A 14904-nucleotide genomic window follows, 5' to 3' on the forward strand; every position below is an offset into this window, starting at 1 on the left:
TCCGCCGACTAGCTTTTTTATGAGTGGCCGCTGTCGCTCATTCGGGGAACGCTGGGTCTCAACCGAGCAGAAGCCGAATGCGAAAGGTCGACCGGAATGAAGAAGCCGTCATCGAAGATCAGGGAAGAAATCGCCCGCCTGCAGGATCAGCTCAAGGCGGCCGAAACACGCGAGGCGGAGCGCATCGGACGGGTCGCCCTCAAAGCCGGTATCGGCGAGATCGACATCGAGGAGGCAGCACTCCTTTCGGCGTTCGAGGAACTTGCCGGGCGGTTTCGCGCGGGCAACGGGAAATCGACCGGAAAGAAAAATGCCGGAGCGGCCAGGAGCGCCAGCGATGCGACCGCGACGGTCGCGTCTGGCGCGGATGCGGGCGGCGATCACGAGGCTTGAGCGCATGCGGCGGTCGAGCTCATCGGAAGCCCGCAAAAAGGACACGCGCGAGAAGATCGAGCTCGGCGGGCTGATCGTGAAAGCGGGCCTGCGCTACGAGAGGCGCGCGCTGCTGCTCGGCCTGCTGATCGACGGGCATCGACGCATCAGCAATGACGAGGCCGAGCGGGCGCGGCTCACGGCGATCGGTGCGGAAGCCTTCGGGCGCGACCATGATTAGGGCGATGCTCGCACTTTCACCGGCGTCGCTGATGCTGGCGGTCTTGATCGGCTTTACCGGCATCGAGAGCTGGCTCGCGAGCTTGGCAACGAGCGAGGGCGCGCGGTTCATACTCGGAAGGGCCGGCCTTGCCCTTCCCTATGCGGCAGCGGGACTTGCCGGGGTGATCTTTCTCTTCGCGGCTGCGGGCGCGCATGCGATCCGCGCCGCGGGCTGGAGTGTGGTAGGCGGAGCCACGGCCGTCGTGGCGATCGCCGCGACGCGCGAAACCGTCCGCCTGATCGCGCTCGCCGATCGCGTACCGGTTGGCCGGACGGCTCTGTCCTATGCGGATCCCGGAACGGCGGTCGGCGCGACAATCGCGCTGATATGCAGCGTGTTCGCGCTGCGCGTGGCGATCAAGGGCAATGCCGCTTTCGCTGCAGCCGGGCCGCGACGCATCCGGGGAAAGCGGGCGATCCACGGCGAGACCGACTGGATGGGAATGGAGGCGGCCGGCAGGCTGTTTTCCGAAGCCGGCGGCATCGTGATCGGCGAGCGCTACCGCGTCGATCGCGACCATGTGGCGGGCCTCGCCTTCCGCCCCGACAGCCGCGAGACGTGGGGCGCGGGAGGCCGCTCGCCGCTGCTCTGCTTCGACGGCTCGTTCGGTTCTTCTCATGGCGTCGTCTTCGCCGGCTCCGGTGGTTTCAAGACGACGTCGGTGACGGTTCCCTCCGCCCTCAAATGGGGCGGCGGGCTCGTTGTGCTGGACCCGTCATCGGAGGTCGCGCCGATGGTCATCGACCGCCGGCGCAAGGCCGGTCGCAAGGTGATCGTCCTCGACCCCGCCGATGCCGCCACCGGCTTCAACGCTCTCGACTGGATCGGCCGTTTCGGCAGCACGAAGGAGGAGGACATCGTCGCGGTGGCGACCTGGGTGATGACGGATACGGCGGGCCGAGCCTCGGCGCGCGACGACTTCTTTCGCGCGTCCGCGATGCAGCTTTTGACCGCGCTGATCGCCGACGTCTGCCTCTCCGGTCATACGGCAGGAAGGGACCAGACTCTGAGAAGGGTCCGCGCCAATCTGTCGGAGCCGGAGCCCAAGCTGCGCGAGCGCCTGACGAAGATCTACGAACAGTCCGAATCGGAATTCGTGAAGGAGAACGTCGCGCCCTTTATCGCCATGACGCCGGAGACCTTTTCTGGCGTCTATGCCAACGCGGTGAAGGAGACGCACTGGCTCTCCTATCCGAACTATGCAGCACTCGTCTCCGGCGACAGTTTTGCCACGGACGAGCTCGCCGCCGGCGAGACCGACATCTTCATCGCTCTTGACTTGAAGGTGCTGGAGACGCATCCGGGGCTTGCCCGCGTCATCATCGGCGCGCTGATGAATGCGATCTACAACCGCAATGGCGCGGTGAAGGGCCGCACGCTGTTCCTGCTCGACGAGGTTGCCCGACTCGGCTTCCTGCGTATCCTCGAGACCGCCCGCGACGCCGGCCGCAAATACGGCATCACGATGATGCTGCTCTACCAGTCGATTGGCCAGATGCGCGAGGCCTATGGCGGCCGCGACGCCACCTCGAAATGGTTCGAGAGTGCGTCCTGGATTTCCTTCGCGGTGATCAACGATCCCGAGACCGCCGACTACATCTCGAAGCGCTGCGGCGACACCACGGTCGAGGTCGACCAGTTGAGCCGCTCCTCGCAGATGTCCGGTTCCTCGCGCACACGCTCCAAGCAGCTCACGCGCCGGCCGCTGATCCTGCCGCACGAGGTGATGCGCATGCGCGCCGACGAGCAGATCGTCTTCACCGCCGGCAATCCGCCGCTCAGATGCGGGCGCGCCATCTGGTTCCGCCGCGTGGACATGAGGGCCTGGGTCGGAGAGAACAGGTTCCACCGGAAGGAGGTGGCGCAATGAGGCTTCGCCGCGGACCGATGCCGGAGCTGTCGTCGTCAGCAGGAGCATCGATGGTCCGGCCGGACGCACACGCCCTGCGAGATGGATCGTCACGCGCATGCGCGGAGACCGCGGAGCGGGCTGCGGGAGCGACGCGAAGGGTCGCGACTAGAGGCAGGCCGCCGCAAGTGGCTCTCCCAAATCCGCTTCAGTCCCAGGTCGCCATTGCTGGCCCTGAGATGCGGGGAAGTTGAACGATGCCCGTAAGACGATCGAAACCGCATCCTGCGAAAACCTCGGAAGCAGAGCAGGGAGACATGCCCTCGTTGAACACCGTCGTCAGGTTCCAGCAGAAGAAACGAACGCGTTTCGGGCAGCCGAAGACGCGGCGCGGGAAACAGCCCGTCTATCGGCGGAAATCATCGCGTCGGAAAATCGGATCGGCGATTGCGAAGTTGGTCGTCGGCGCGCTCGTCGTAGCGGCGACATTTGGCGCTTACCAACTCGGCCGAGCGGGCGGGATCGCGGGAATGCCGGCCTTCGTGTCAGCGCCACAACAGGACACGCTCTCGGCTTCGTTTCCGATATGTGGCGCCGGTCCGCGCGTGACCTGCGTGGTGGATGGCGACACGTTCTGGCATCAGGGTGTGAAGATCAGGATTGCCGATATCGACACGCCCGAGCTGAGCTCGCCTCGTTGCGAGGCGGAGCGGCTCAAGGGCGAGGCCGCGAAACGTCGGCTGCGGGAATTGCTGAACCCGGGAAAGTTCTCGCTGGTGGCCGGCCAGCGCGACGAGGATCAACATGGGCGGAAGCTCAGGACCGTGACCAGGAACGGGCATTCGATCGGCGAGACATTGATCGCCGAGGGCCTTGCACGCCGGGACGGCGCCCGGCGGAGCTGGTGCGACTGACGCATCAGCGGCGTGAATCGGTCGGCCGGGATCGATTCAGGAAAATCGTTGGACTGCGCTTCCGATGGAAGCGAGACTCAGGGCCATGTCGAATAAGGAGACCCTGCCCATCCATCTTCGCCGCATCGACCCGACGCGGAACATGCGGCGCTTCTATGTGCTCTCGGTCTAGCCGACGCTGTTCGGAGGGGCTTCGATCATCCGCAACTGGGGCCGCATCGGCACGAACGGCCAGTCGATGGCGCAGACATTCGATCAACCGGAAGAAGCGGACAGCGCGTTGATCCGCCTCGAGCGCAGCAAGAGGCGAAGGGGCTACCGCGATACCCAACCGCCGGAAGCCTGATCCAGCGTTTGGAGCACTTGCGGGCATTGGCTACCAGTACGATTCGCGATCGAGCCTCTCGCGGACATCAGCGGATCTGATGCTTCTGCCATGCCGGCTCGACCGGCCGGAATAGCCAGACGCCACCGCAGAGCGCCGCCAGATAGACAACCGCTACGGCTCCGAATAGACCCTGCGCGCCGAGCGCGTCCATCATGCCGCCGGCGACGGCGGGGCCGATGATGGCAGCCAGAGCATAGACGGCGGCAAGCGCCGCGATCGCCGCCGTCAGCGTCTCGGCCTGGAAGCGGTCGCCGATCAGCGCGAGCGCGGCGGTGTAGAGCCCGTAGTTCGCGCCGCCCCAGACCAGCATCAGCCCGGTCACGGGCCAGAACCCCATCCCTGATCCGGAGATCAGCGGCAGGGTGCAGGCGAGCGATAGCCCGCAGCAAGAAAGCACCGTGCGGCGGCGGCCGGCCCGGTCCAGCGCCAGCCCGATCAGCGGCTGCCCGATCACCAGGCCGACATGGAACACCGTGGCGAGCAGCGCCGCCTGCGAGACGTCGAAACCGCGATCGAGCATGATGACCGGCATGAGGCTGATGGCGACAGCATCAACCATCGATGCGATGAAGAGAAAGCCAAAGGCCAGGGGAAAGGCTGCGATCGCAGGCAGGATGTGGCGCGCCGATCCCGGCACGACCGCGCGGCTCACCCGCCGTGCCACCACGGCAAAAGGGATCAGCGCCACCAGCGCTATCGCAGCGCAGCCGAGGAGAAGCGCGGCCGGGCGGTCTGGCATCAGAGCGATCATCGCCGGGCCGAGCACGAAACCAAGGGCGCTGGCAGCGGTATAGACGCCCATGATCCGGCCGCGCCGCTCTGGCGCCGCGGCCGCGTTCAGCGCCGTTTCGGCGACGATGAACATGAGACCCGCACCGCAGCCCAGAATCAGGCGCGCCGCGAAGACCGGCCAGAAGTCGCGCAGGAAGGCCAGCGCAACGAGCGCCGCCGCCAGCAGCCCCACACCTGCCAACGCCGTCGGACCTGCGCCCAACCGGCGGCCGAGGCCTGGCAGCAGCACCACACCGGTCATGAGGCCGAGGCCGGTCGCTGCGGTGTTGATGCCAATGAGCACGCCTGACACCTGATCCGAGAGAAGGATACCCAGAAGCGGATAGGTGGTGCCCATCGCGAAGCCGTAGATCGTCACGCCGCAAATCAGCGCGACGATCATCCGGGCTTCGGGGTTCGGCAGTCGGGTCATGGCATCCTCGCGATGATGGGATGTTCGAGGACATGCCGCAAAATGAGTTTTCGCTTAAACTACTTATTTTGCCCCAAGCGAACGCTTTTGTTATGCTCGTCGCATGCGCAAACTGCCCAACCTCAACGCCGCCCGCGCCTTCGAGGCCGCTGCCCGACATGGCAGCTTCGCTGCGGCCGCGCAGGAACTGGGCGTCAGCCATGCTGCCGTCAGCCGCCATGTCCGCAATCTGGAGATGGAACTGGGTGTGGAACTCTTCGAACGCCACGCCCGCCACGTCGTCCTGACCGGCGACGGCAGCCTCTTCGCCCGAACCGTCGCCCGGTCGTTCGCCGATCTGGCGCTTGGCGTTGGGCGTCTCAAGCGCGGCACGGCCAGGGGAACAGTGGTTCTGGATGTGGAATCCGATCTGGCGGTCTTGTGGCTCATGCCGCGGCTGACGGCGCAGGCGCTTGACGCGCTGCGGCTCAACGTCGATCTCCGCTGCCGCCCGGACCCGCCGCGCAGCTTGCCCGGCGATGTCGACCTGGTTTTGACCTGGGGACCGGCGGCCCTGATCGGCTTCCGCTCCGAACCCTTCCTTGACCTCAACGCGTTCCCTGTCGCCTCGCCCGCATTGATCGCCAAAAGCCCCGATCCGGCCTCACCCGGTTTCTACGCGGCGCACAGGCTGATCCACGAGCGCGGGCTCTACTGGTGGCGGCGCTATTGCGAAGCGGCAGGCATCAGGCTGGACGATCTCGACAACCACCTGTTCTTCAATCGCATGCATCTGTGCATCGACGCGGCGCTGCGCGGACTTGGCATTGTAATCGGCGACCATCTTTCCTGCGGCGAGCATCTGCAGTCGGGGCGTCTTGTTCAGCTTCCCGGCCCGGTGCTACCGGGGCGGGAGCGGTATCATCTGCTCACCCCTGACACGCCGCAACTGTCAAGGCCTGCGCGGCAAATGCGCGACTGGTTGAGGAAGGCGGCGCAGAACTGAAAGCGATTGCGGGCAGAATATGCGGAAGGCCCCGCCTCGCGGCGGGGCCGTGCGATCCGCCTCTCAGAAGGGGATCTCGTCGGTGTCCTCGCTCTGGTTGCCGGCGCTGTCGCGCTGCTTCGGCCAGGCGAGGAATTCGACGCCGTCGGCGATGATCTCCGAGCCGTAGCGCTCGACGCCCTCGCTGTCGGTCCACTGCGTGTAGTGGATGCGTCCGCGGACCGCGACCTTCATGCCCTTCACGCAGTGCTTCTGCACCGTCTCGGCGAGCCCGTTGAAGCACTTGATGCGGTGCCACTCGGTGTCCTGCTCGGCGTAGCCGCTCTCGCCCTTGACGACCTTGCCGTCGACGCGGCGGGGGCGGGAGGTTGCAAGCCGGAAGTCGGTGATCTTGGTGCCGCCGCGGGTGGTCGCGGTTTCGGGGTCGTTGCCGATGTTGCCGGCGAGAAGAACGATGTTGGTCATTTCCTGTCTCCTTTGCTCGTCCGGGGGAGAAGTCCCTCCGAACGAGACCCGGCCAAGGCGGTCGGGAGCCGCCTGCAACCGAAGCGGAACGCACGAGGCTTGCCCCCAAGGCCCGGAGTGGTGCGGGCAGGCGCGGCACGCGCCAACACGGTCCGGAGCTGCGGGGGTTGCGAGCGGCGCACGAACGGACTTAGGGGCTTATTTCGTTTCGGAGGGATTTTTTTCACCGGCAGCAGAACCGGAGACGGGATGGCCGCGGACGATTGACGCCGGCAACATCGGCAACGCCCCTCAACGCCGGGCGCGGCGCAGCGGGCCTCATCGCCTCCGGCGACCTCCCGAACCCGCCTGATCAATCGCGGCTGTGCACAAGGTGAACGGCGGCTTCCCAGCAGGTCGAGGGCAATGCACCGCGGGCGCATCGGAATGGCGAGGTGACGAACGCCCCCGCGCGAACGGCGAAGGGATCCCGGTCCGCGGATGCAGCGATCCCCTCGCCTTGCGCAACCGCGATCAAGCCACGCCTCCGTCGCTCGCTGGCGGGGCTCGCACCAGCCCGACACGACCTTGCGACAGCCTATCCCGCCCGTGAACGGATCAGTCCGTCCCGGTTCGGGAGGCTGCCGAACGACCGACCGTTTCTGGTCATCCGGTCCGTCAGTGATGCGGGACAGTGACAGCTCTTATTCCACATCCCGGTCGTACGCCGAGGCGGCGGCCAAGGCCAAGAGGGATCAGAGCTGCGCGATCAGCCGTGCCGGCGCGACCCTGATGGCGCTTTACTGCAGGGCGTCGCGGTCGCCGGCAAGGAGTTTTCGGTAGCCGGTTGTCGTCATCCATTTTGCCCGTCTTAGATGGTCTTCCCAACAATGGCGGGTGCGCTCAGGCTCGGCCACAGGGTCACGGTGAAGGACAATCCGGGCGACTTCCCGCCAGTCAGCGCCATCTGCCTCGGCATCGAGAAGGCGCATATTGGTCACCTTGTGCCGGTCATCGTAAGGGGTGATGGACCACGGCACTTGGTCAGCAACATTTGGGTCCAGCTCAGGCATCAGCTCTCCTTCTCACATGTGCTTTAATATCCCGTCCACAGATAGGACAAACTTGGGCACCATCGGCCCGACATACCATAGCCAGGAGGAGCGAAGAATGGAGCATCAGGCCGCCTCCCCCATCGTATCTGACTGCGGCTGCAGTCCGTGCAGATAGGCGATTGCGCGCTGTGCATGGGCTGCGGCCGTGAAGATCGCCCGCTTGTCCGACCCGAGTACGGTCAGCCAGCTTTGAAGATAGGACGCATGATCCGGCCTCGGCTCCATTTCCGGAACGATGCCGAGGTCAGCGCAAATGAGCGCTGACCCGATCTCCACCAATAATTCTTCGCGCGCCCGGTCCGTGCGATCCTTGTGGTAGCGGCTGAGATCCCGGTTCAGACGATGGGGGGCAGCCGTCCAATGCAGGGTTTCGTGGGCCCTGACAGCGACGAACGACGCCATGTCCCTGAAACTCTCGGGATGGGGCAGCTGCACATGGTCGGACGATGGCGAGTAGAACGCCTTGTCACCGCCATAGCGCACGACCGCGCCGGTGTTGTCGAAGAAGCGATCGGCATGTTCAATCCGCTCGACGGGCTTGGCCGCGGGCTCCGCTGCTGCGTAGTAGCGCGACGGCAGCTCGTCGATCTGGTCCGCGCAAAAGACCGTATAGGTTTTGAGGTACGGAATCCCGCGCTCGACCTCGTCGCCATTGACGTCGATTTCGGTCTTGCTGAAGCTGCCGGCATAGACAACTGTGGTGCCGGTTTCGCCCTTGCGGACATGGCCGCCCAGTTCGACCGATTGCTTGAATGTCATCCAGTAGGGTGAAACAAAGCCCTGCGCGACCGCTTCGGACCACAAAAGCAGCGTGTTTATACCCTGATAGGGCAGCCCATTGTGGCGTAGCGGCCTGTTGACCCTGCCACTCGGATGACCCGCACTCCATGGCTTGACCCAAGGGCGCACGCCATTTTCGAGATCGGCGACGATCTTCTCGGTTATCCTCGCGTAGAGGTTTGCCCGCGATCCTTTTTCTTTCCTGCTCATTTTCCTGAACCTCCATTCTGGAGGCCGCGCCCATCGCGGCCCCGTCACGGCGGTCCATCAGCCGGGGCGATCAGGAGGCGCGGGCACCCGCAGGGCCGAAACGACAGTGGAGGACGGCGAAGCCGTTGCGCGCGGCGCCGGACCCGGCAGGAGCGACGTCCGGGACGGGGCGCGAAGTGCGGACAGGCGCGAAAGCGCCCTGCCTGGCGGGCGCGGTGCGCTCGACGAAGGCAGAGCGAAGGCCGGTTCAATGAACCGACCTCGCGCCCGTGTAGGGATCGTACTCGAACAGTCTGGTAACGTCGGCGTCGTTCAGTTCGTCGGCTGGCAGGACGCCGTACTGGTTGTCGGAGCGGAAGAGGATGACGGTGGTCATCAGGGTGCGGGCGAGGTTCCAGGCGTGCTTTTGCGCGAGTTCTAGATTGTGGGACATGTGAGGGCTCCATCTTCTGCGCGGACCAAATTTCCGCTCGATGGCTCCGTCAGCGTCCGGCTCCGGGCGCGATCACCGCGCAGGCTTCAGCCAAGCGGCCGCACGCTTGCGTAGCGGACCCCCTACGGGTTGATCGTGGAAGATCCGGAGCCGGACCAGGAAGCCATCCCGGGAGAGCGGGATTGGAACGCGGCCCAATGTGAGCCCGGCGATCGCCACGATCCGTTCGGGTCGAAACCCTGGAACACGCTGGGCGCCTTGAAGCGCTCCATGAAAAAACCGCCGCGGCTCAGGAGTAGGGCGCATTTCGGGTACGCCGGCGAGGATTGGCGCACCCGGCTAATTGAAACTGAGATCAATCAGTTAACGGCCGCGCTCGCCAACGGGAGGAGAGGCTGGAGCGCGCAGAAGAAAACCGGAGAAAACCGGGAGCGTCACGATCGAGAGGAACTTTTCCCTTCGTGTCGGTTACCGAATCGGCTTCATTGCGGGCGTTCGAGACGTTCGTGGCACTTCATCGCGCAACACCTGCAGTCGCCCCGACCCGAACCGGCATCGAAGTATGTCGCGCCACGGTCACATCCATCGCGTCACTGCGGTGAAATGCCGGCAAAGGAAATTATCGGTAGGCAAGGATGGAAATAAGACACGCGAACCCCGCTGACATCCCGTCGCTAGCGCATCTCATGACTGAACTCGGCTATCCGACCTCGGCAGATGAGATGATGTCACGGATGGCTCTCATACGCAGCCGGACAGATCACGCCATATTCGTGGCTGATGAAAATGGCGTCGTCGGCGGGATGATAGGTGTTTCGATTTCCCCATCGCTTTACCAAAGCAACCCCAAGGGGCGATTGTTGCACTCGTTGTTTCTTCCGCCTTTCGAGGACAAGGGATTGGCGCCTTTTTGGTGGAGCGTGGCGAAAGCTGGCTTCGTGAAAGCGGCGCCAAATACGTGACTGTGAAGCCCAGTATCCGTCGCGAGGACGCTCATCGCTTGTATGTACGGCTCGGGTACGAACATAGTGGGCTGCGTTTCTCGAGAAGTTTGATCTAGACCTTAAGACGGTCCCCCCGGGTCTCGCGCGGTTTCCGGTCAACTGGCATTGGCAGTCCTCGAAACCGAGTGCAGGCGCATCGGCCTGACGCCGCCGTGCTGGATTGTCCTTAACGAGTACAGATCGGGCGAGGCCGAAGCCTCGCCCGTGAGCGGCCTACCCGAGGGCCGCCAGCTGCATTTCGGCCGCCTTGCGGTCGACGCTCTGGCCGGGGTTTTCGACCGGGCGCTCGAAGGGCTTCCAGCGCTCGCCGACGACCTGCTCGTAGGCGGCGACGGCGCCCTCGGCCGCCATGCGCAGCGCATGGGACTGGAGCGCCATGTCGGCGGCGAACTCGCGCTTGCGCTGGGCTGCGCTGTCGAAGCCGACCGGTCCGTCGAGGTCCTCGTCGCGGGCGTCGTTGGCGACCTTGGCGGTCGCATCGCGGGCCTCCGTAACCGCCCGGCTGTAGAACTGGCCGGCGCCGTGGGCGGAGCCGACATAGGCGCCGACGATCCGCTGCAGGTGGATCTGCATCGCCCTCTCGCCCAGTCCTTCGCCCAAGGCATCGGCCGTCTCGATGATGAGCTTCTCGTGAAGATCGCGGATGCCGTCGCTGTCGAGAACGGGCAGGCCGAAGCTTTCGGAGATGAGGCTGGCCTGGGCGGCGTCGGGGCAGCAGAGCCTGACCATTTCGAGGGTGGTGCCCTTGCGCAGCGGGACGACGCGAGCGGACTGGCGGGAAGTGCGAGCGGTCTTGGTCATGGGATTTCCTTTCCTTTGTTCCGCCGAAGGCCGGGACCGGCTCCTTGCTCGGTCCTCCCTTCGGGCGCGGTCCAGACAAAACCGGCGGAAAGACGGGCGCTTCAGGGTCCGGGAGGGCCAGGTCGAGAAGGGTGGGTTTGCGTCCAAGCAGGGCTGACCAGCCCTCGCGCGGGACGCGGGCCCGCCGTGCCGAGAACGGCTCTACCGGCCGCCCCGCGGCGCGGAACGCGGCCTTGAAGCGGACGGCCGCCGGTTTAGGACCGCACACCGAACGAAGGGAGGCCGGGCAAGGGCCTGACCATCGACACGGGGAACGGAAGGACAGGTTGCCGCGACCAACCCGCCTTGCAAGCAGCCTGATTGTGATTGTGCCGGTTGTGTCACCACCAGATGAACCGGCCTGTGCCCGACGATTTGGCTGGCCGCTCCCGGACAAGGCGCCTGCCTGTCCTGCGGCAGACAGGCTGATCGTCACGCCGCGCGTCCATTGGGACAACCGCCATGCCGCTCGAGGAATCTGGCCATCGCAAGATCCTGTCGCGCGAGCTTTCGGGAAAGGGCGTCGATCTCCGGCTGGCGCTCCGCGGTCAGGGCGGCAAGATGTGACCGATAGCGCTCGAGGAACGCGCCGGGATCCGGCGCCCTCCCCCGACGATAGCCTGACTGGCGCGGCTGCAATTGCGGGATCAGTGCAGTCATGCGCCGGATGATCTGCCGGTCGATCATGTCGAGCTGGCGCTGTGTCTGCCTGCGCGCTTCCTGCATGCGCAAGAGCTCGGTGCGGTGTTCGGGCGACACTGTCATGCCCGCCTCCCTTGCCAGGCGACGAAGCTCGACGGGCCGTCATAGGCATCGTGGCGGTCCGGATCGATGACGAAGCCGAACCGGTTCATGCGGTACTCGTCGGACGGAACGAGAAAGCGTCGCTCCCCGAGTCGGGGACCGCGACGGCCGCCTCGGGTGGCAATGCAACTCGACGAAGCCGTTCTCGTGATCGCAGGTGATCGCCGACACTACGATCCAGTCCTCGGCATGCTCGGCGAGGAACGCGCGCTCGTCCTTCTTCCAGGATTCGCCCGGTTGAAGCACATTGCCCGTGATCGCTTCCCACGCATCCGGAAAGCTGTCCTTCATTGTGCGTTCCGCAGAACGGCGATGGTGAAGAGATGCGGGAAGGTGAAGGCGACGATCGCCCAACACTCGTCTTCCTCATAAAATCCATCCGCCGCGCGAAGCCCGGCGTCGACCTTGCCGTTGCATTCGGGCGAGAGGTGGAATCCGCCATGTCGCGCGGTCGAATGGCAGACCACGCCTTCGGCGAAGACGGTGGCGCCCTGCGATGGCCCCCAGGGCGTGTTCGCAGTGGACCTGATCTCCCGTCGTGCGAGCGCGCGCTTTTCGCGCTGGTGCCCGGCGTTTTCGAGAACCCGCGCCCGGAACGCCGCCTCGTCGGCGAGCTCACCGGAATGGCCGTAGAAGTCGGAGCGGGTCCATTCGGCGATCGGACGACGGAATGCGCCATCCGGTCGCGAGATGGTGCCGCCCGTCGCTCGCGGGCAGCATGGCGAACGCCGTCTCGCCGGCGCGGGCGACGAAGAGGCCGTCGGCGCTGCGGCCGAACTCCACCTCCGGAAGGAGATGGGGTTGGCGTTCGAATTTGCAGGAGCACAAGCCATCACGCAGCCCTCCCTCGACATGATCGGCTGCAATCTGGTCCGCCGTGACCTCATCCAGCACGGGATTCGGATAGCCGTGCCGGGTCAGCCATTCCTCGGCATCGGCGCAATCGCTGGCGAGATAGACCAGCTCCGCGTCCTCGCCGGGCCTGTCGAGCACGCGGACCGCGCCGATGGCCGGGCGTTCGAGCAGGGTGAAGCGCAGCCGGGAATCAGCTGAGAATGTGCGATGAACGCGGATGGCGATGACACCGCCGGAACAGTAGTCGGCCTCATGCAGCGTGAAGCTCGCCGGCAAGCTGATGCTGCCGACGGCCCGTTCCCCTTGCCTGCGGATCAGGCGACCCCTGTTGTTGCTGGTCTGCCATTGAGACAGCTTCCTGTGGTGCCGTTCCGGCGGCCGAGGTGTGTCGTCGGTCCAGGCGATGAGCGAACCAATGGGTGCCTGAAAGATGAGATGCGCGGACATTCATGTCCTCCTTGTGCTGGTTGTTGAAAACAAGACCGCCGCCGGAGTGAGCCGGCGGCGGGATGGCGATCGGAATGAAGATGCCGGCTCGCTACTCGGCGGCCTCGCGGAAAGTCTCTTGGTCGGCGAGCTCAGCGCCGCCAACATCGTCACCGGCCTCCGGATCCTCGACCTGACCGTCGGGATCGTCTTCGCCGGTGGCGGTGTTGCTGGTCAGCCAGGACGAGAGCCTGGCGTTATCCGGCGCGAACAAAGCGGCCGGATGGACGAAGCGCCCTTCCCTGAAGTGTTCGACGAGTGCTGCGCGTGTGTCCTTGACCTTCTGGCGCGGCAGGACCGGGGTGTCCTTGCACGAGCCTTCGAGCGCAGGCCGCGACAGGCAGGACAGGAACTCGTCCGTACCCATGTTCGGCAAGAAGTTGTCCGCGCCAATCGCGGCGCCAGCAATGCGCGCCACGATGCCGCTGTCGGTGCGGTTTTCCCGCGCCGACAGAGCGTCGATCAGCGCGGAACGCGCCGCACTGCGCAGCGTCTCCATGTCGTGGGCAAGTTTGCCGTCGTCGTCGACGAGCCGCACGGCATGACGATCCATCCGGGCAAACCCGTAGACGTCGTCGGAGGCGCCGGACTGGATCGAGATGCTGCGGGCCGCGAGCGCGAGCACGAGCAACGCGATCAGCGTGTCGTCCTCGATCGGGGCGCGGGCAAGCGCCTCGTGGAGCGCGTCTGTGCGCAGGTCGCCGATCATCTCGACGCCCTTGCGCGTCACATCGGGGCGAGTCTTCGACACCACGCCGGCGTCATCGGCCGGGTCGTCCGAACCGGCCGCGGCCTTGCCCTTGGCCTTCTTCGCCTCGGGCATGCGATAGTGGACCGACTGCACCTTGCCCTCGCGGTCGAGATACATGGCCGTGCAATCCGACTTCGCGGGCTTACCGTAGACGCGCTCGGCCTTGGGCGGCAATTTGGGCTCGCCCCACTGTCCGGCCTCGACGATGACGCCCTTTTTAGGCAGGTTGTTTGCCATCCACTCCTGCTGGGCGCCGAGGAACGCCTCGACGTCGGTGGTGTAGCGGCTGTCCTCGTCGGCCGGCGCGAACAGGTCCTCGACCCAGGCGATGCCATAGGCCTGCGCCAGTTCGTCGCCGAAGCTCGCATCGCGCGCATACATCCGGGTCTTGGTCAGGCCCTGCGCCACGCTCCACCACGACACCTGTGGATCGGCCTTTGTCGGCTTGTGCTTCTTCCAGACCTCCTTCTGCTCGTCGATCGCGGCGGCCGCTATCGTGCGCAGCTGGTTCTCGTTGGGCATGTCGCCCTTCGCCATGTGATCGAGCATGGCGGGAAGGACGTTTGCGAGCAGCCTGAGCTTCCTGATCTGCCGGACAGGCAGGGCAAGCGCGACGCCGATCGCCTCCTCGGTCCAGCCGAGCGCGACCAGGCGCTCGATCGCCCGCCACTGATCGACCGGGTTGAGCGGCTCGAAAGCGACATTCTCGACCATCGAGCGCATGGCGCCATTGTCGTTCGTCGCCTCGTCGACGAGGACCTCGATTTCTTCGAGGCCCGCGGCAATCGCCTGTTTCACGCGACGGTGGCCGGCATTGATGATGTAGCCATTGCCGCCGCCGGCCTCGGGCGTGATGACGGGCGGCTGCACGATGCCGACAGCCTTGATCGTGGCCAAGAGCAGAGCGTCGGCCTGCGGCGTGGACTTCGTCTGGCGCATGCGGTCCGGGTTTTCCTTCAGCGCGCGCGGATCGGCCTTGATGAGATGCATGGTATGCTCCTTTCGGGGTTGGGGACCGGCCCGGCCGGGCGGCCCTTTCTCGTCTTCTTCCCGAAGACATCCCCCCGGCCCGCGGAGCGGACGGGCCGGTGCAACTGCGGCCGAGCATCCCTGCCCGGCCGGACCAGCGGGGCTTTCAGCCCTGCGCAGGACGACGGGCCGGGATCGCGAGCGGCGCAGTTGAGCGC

Annotated in this window: 15 protein-coding genes and 3 pseudogenes; 8 read left to right on the forward strand and 10 right to left on the reverse strand. The window is 65.5% G+C overall.

Translation table 11 applies throughout. From position 1 onward, the window contains the following. Window positions 1-96 precede the first annotated feature (96 nt). From traC to AC0L3D_RS19435, 5 genes and pseudogenes are all read left to right on the forward strand, one after another. Window positions 97-393 carry a conjugal transfer protein TraC gene (gene traC, locus AC0L3D_RS19415; RefSeq protein WP_473645526.1) on the forward strand — a complete coding sequence of 99 codons (297 nt, stop codon included), beginning with the start codon at window positions 97-99 and terminating at the stop codon, window positions 391-393. Beyond that, entirely contained in the window at window positions 368-613 is a 246-nt protein-coding gene (gene traD / locus AC0L3D_RS19420; RefSeq protein WP_473645527.1) for a type IV conjugative transfer system coupling protein TraD, read from the forward strand. The genes traC and traD overlap by 26 nt, the downstream gene beginning before the upstream one ends. Window positions 614-617: 4 nt before the next feature. Continuing rightward, complete coding sequence (gene traG / locus AC0L3D_RS19425) at window positions 618-2525, forward strand: Ti-type conjugative transfer system protein TraG (RefSeq protein ID WP_473645528.1); 1908 nt, start codon at window positions 618-620, stop codon at window positions 2523-2525. A gap of 509 nt (window positions 2526-3034) precedes the next feature. Next, window positions 3035-3418, forward strand: a complete 384-nt coding sequence (locus AC0L3D_RS19430) for a thermonuclease family protein (protein WP_473645566.1) — start codon at window positions 3035-3037, stop codon at window positions 3416-3418. Window positions 3419-3503: 85 nt separating this feature from the next. Then, window positions 3504-3764 (forward strand): annotated as a pseudogene (locus AC0L3D_RS19435) (WGR domain-containing protein). A 67-nt stretch (window positions 3765-3831) separates the two neighbouring features. Here the strand turns inward: AC0L3D_RS19435 and AC0L3D_RS19440 are convergent. After that, entirely contained in the window at window positions 3832-5010 is a 1179-nt protein-coding gene (locus tag AC0L3D_RS19440) for an MFS transporter (protein WP_473645530.1), read from the reverse strand. Between the two features lie 103 nt (window positions 5011-5113). Here AC0L3D_RS19440 and AC0L3D_RS19445 point away from each other — a divergent pair, with 103 nt between their 5' ends. Beyond that, a complete protein-coding gene (locus tag AC0L3D_RS19445; protein WP_473645532.1) occupies window positions 5114-5995 on the forward strand; it encodes a LysR substrate-binding domain-containing protein in 882 nt (293 codons plus the stop codon). Between the two features lie 63 nt (window positions 5996-6058). Here the strand turns inward: AC0L3D_RS19445 and AC0L3D_RS19450 are convergent, their stop codons facing one another. The 4 genes from AC0L3D_RS19450 to AC0L3D_RS19465 all read right to left on the reverse strand — a co-directional run bounded on the left by AC0L3D_RS19450 (window position 6059) and on the right by AC0L3D_RS19465 (window position 8977). Further along, entirely contained in the window at window positions 6059-6460 is a 402-nt protein-coding gene (locus AC0L3D_RS19450) for a single-stranded DNA-binding protein (RefSeq protein ID WP_473645533.1), read from the reverse strand. Between the two features lie 779 nt (window positions 6461-7239). Then, window positions 7240-7512, reverse strand: coding sequence for a DNA -binding domain-containing protein (locus AC0L3D_RS19455; protein ID WP_473645535.1), 273 nt, complete (start codon window positions 7510-7512; stop codon window positions 7240-7242). Window positions 7513-7617: 105 nt separating this feature from the next. After that, the gene (locus AC0L3D_RS19460) at window positions 7618-8544 is read right to left on the reverse strand and encodes an ArdC family protein (RefSeq protein WP_473645537.1); all 927 of its coding nucleotides are present in this window, start codon (window positions 8542-8544) and stop codon (window positions 7618-7620) included. Between the two features lie 247 nt (window positions 8545-8791). Then, window positions 8792-8977, reverse strand: coding sequence for a hypothetical protein (locus AC0L3D_RS19465; RefSeq protein WP_473645539.1), 186 nt, complete (start codon window positions 8975-8977; stop codon window positions 8792-8794). A gap of 686 nt (window positions 8978-9663) precedes the next feature. Here AC0L3D_RS19465 and AC0L3D_RS19470 point away from each other — a divergent pair. Continuing rightward, window positions 9664-9939, forward strand: coding sequence for a hypothetical protein (locus AC0L3D_RS19470; protein ID WP_473645541.1), 276 nt, complete (start codon window positions 9664-9666; stop codon window positions 9937-9939). Then, the gene (locus AC0L3D_RS19475) at window positions 9876-10037 is read left to right on the forward strand and encodes a GNAT family protein (RefSeq protein WP_473645568.1); all 162 of its coding nucleotides are present in this window, start codon (window positions 9876-9878) and stop codon (window positions 10035-10037) included. The genes AC0L3D_RS19470 and AC0L3D_RS19475 overlap by 64 nt, the downstream gene beginning before the upstream one ends. Window positions 10038-10194: 157 nt before the next feature. On the opposite strand, the gene AC0L3D_RS19480 is transcribed toward AC0L3D_RS19475, so the two are convergent. The 5 genes and pseudogenes from AC0L3D_RS19480 to AC0L3D_RS19500 form a co-directional block, all read right to left on the reverse strand. Then, complete coding sequence (locus tag AC0L3D_RS19480; protein WP_473645543.1) at window positions 10195-10782, reverse strand: hypothetical protein; 588 nt, start codon at window positions 10780-10782, stop codon at window positions 10195-10197. A gap of 471 nt (window positions 10783-11253) precedes the next feature. Then, window positions 11254-11586: a hypothetical protein gene (locus tag AC0L3D_RS19485; RefSeq protein ID WP_473645544.1), complete on the reverse strand. Its 333-nt coding sequence runs from the start codon at window positions 11584-11586 to the stop codon at window positions 11254-11256. Next, a pseudogene (locus tag AC0L3D_RS19490) lies at window positions 11583-12453 on the reverse strand (DUF7007 domain-containing protein). The gene AC0L3D_RS19485 and the pseudogene AC0L3D_RS19490 overlap by 4 nt, the downstream one beginning before the upstream one ends. 15 nt (window positions 12454-12468) lie before the next feature. Continuing rightward, window positions 12469-12927 (reverse strand): annotated as a pseudogene (locus AC0L3D_RS19495) (hypothetical protein); the annotation flags it as partial. 91 nt (window positions 12928-13018) lie between these two features. After that, a complete protein-coding gene (locus AC0L3D_RS19500) occupies window positions 13019-14707 on the reverse strand; it encodes a ParB N-terminal domain-containing protein (RefSeq protein WP_473645546.1) in 1689 nt (562 codons plus the stop codon). Between the last annotated feature and the right edge of the window lie 197 nt (window positions 14708-14904).

The sequence above is a fragment of the Mesorhizobium sp. WSM4837 genome, assembly GCF_055811435.1.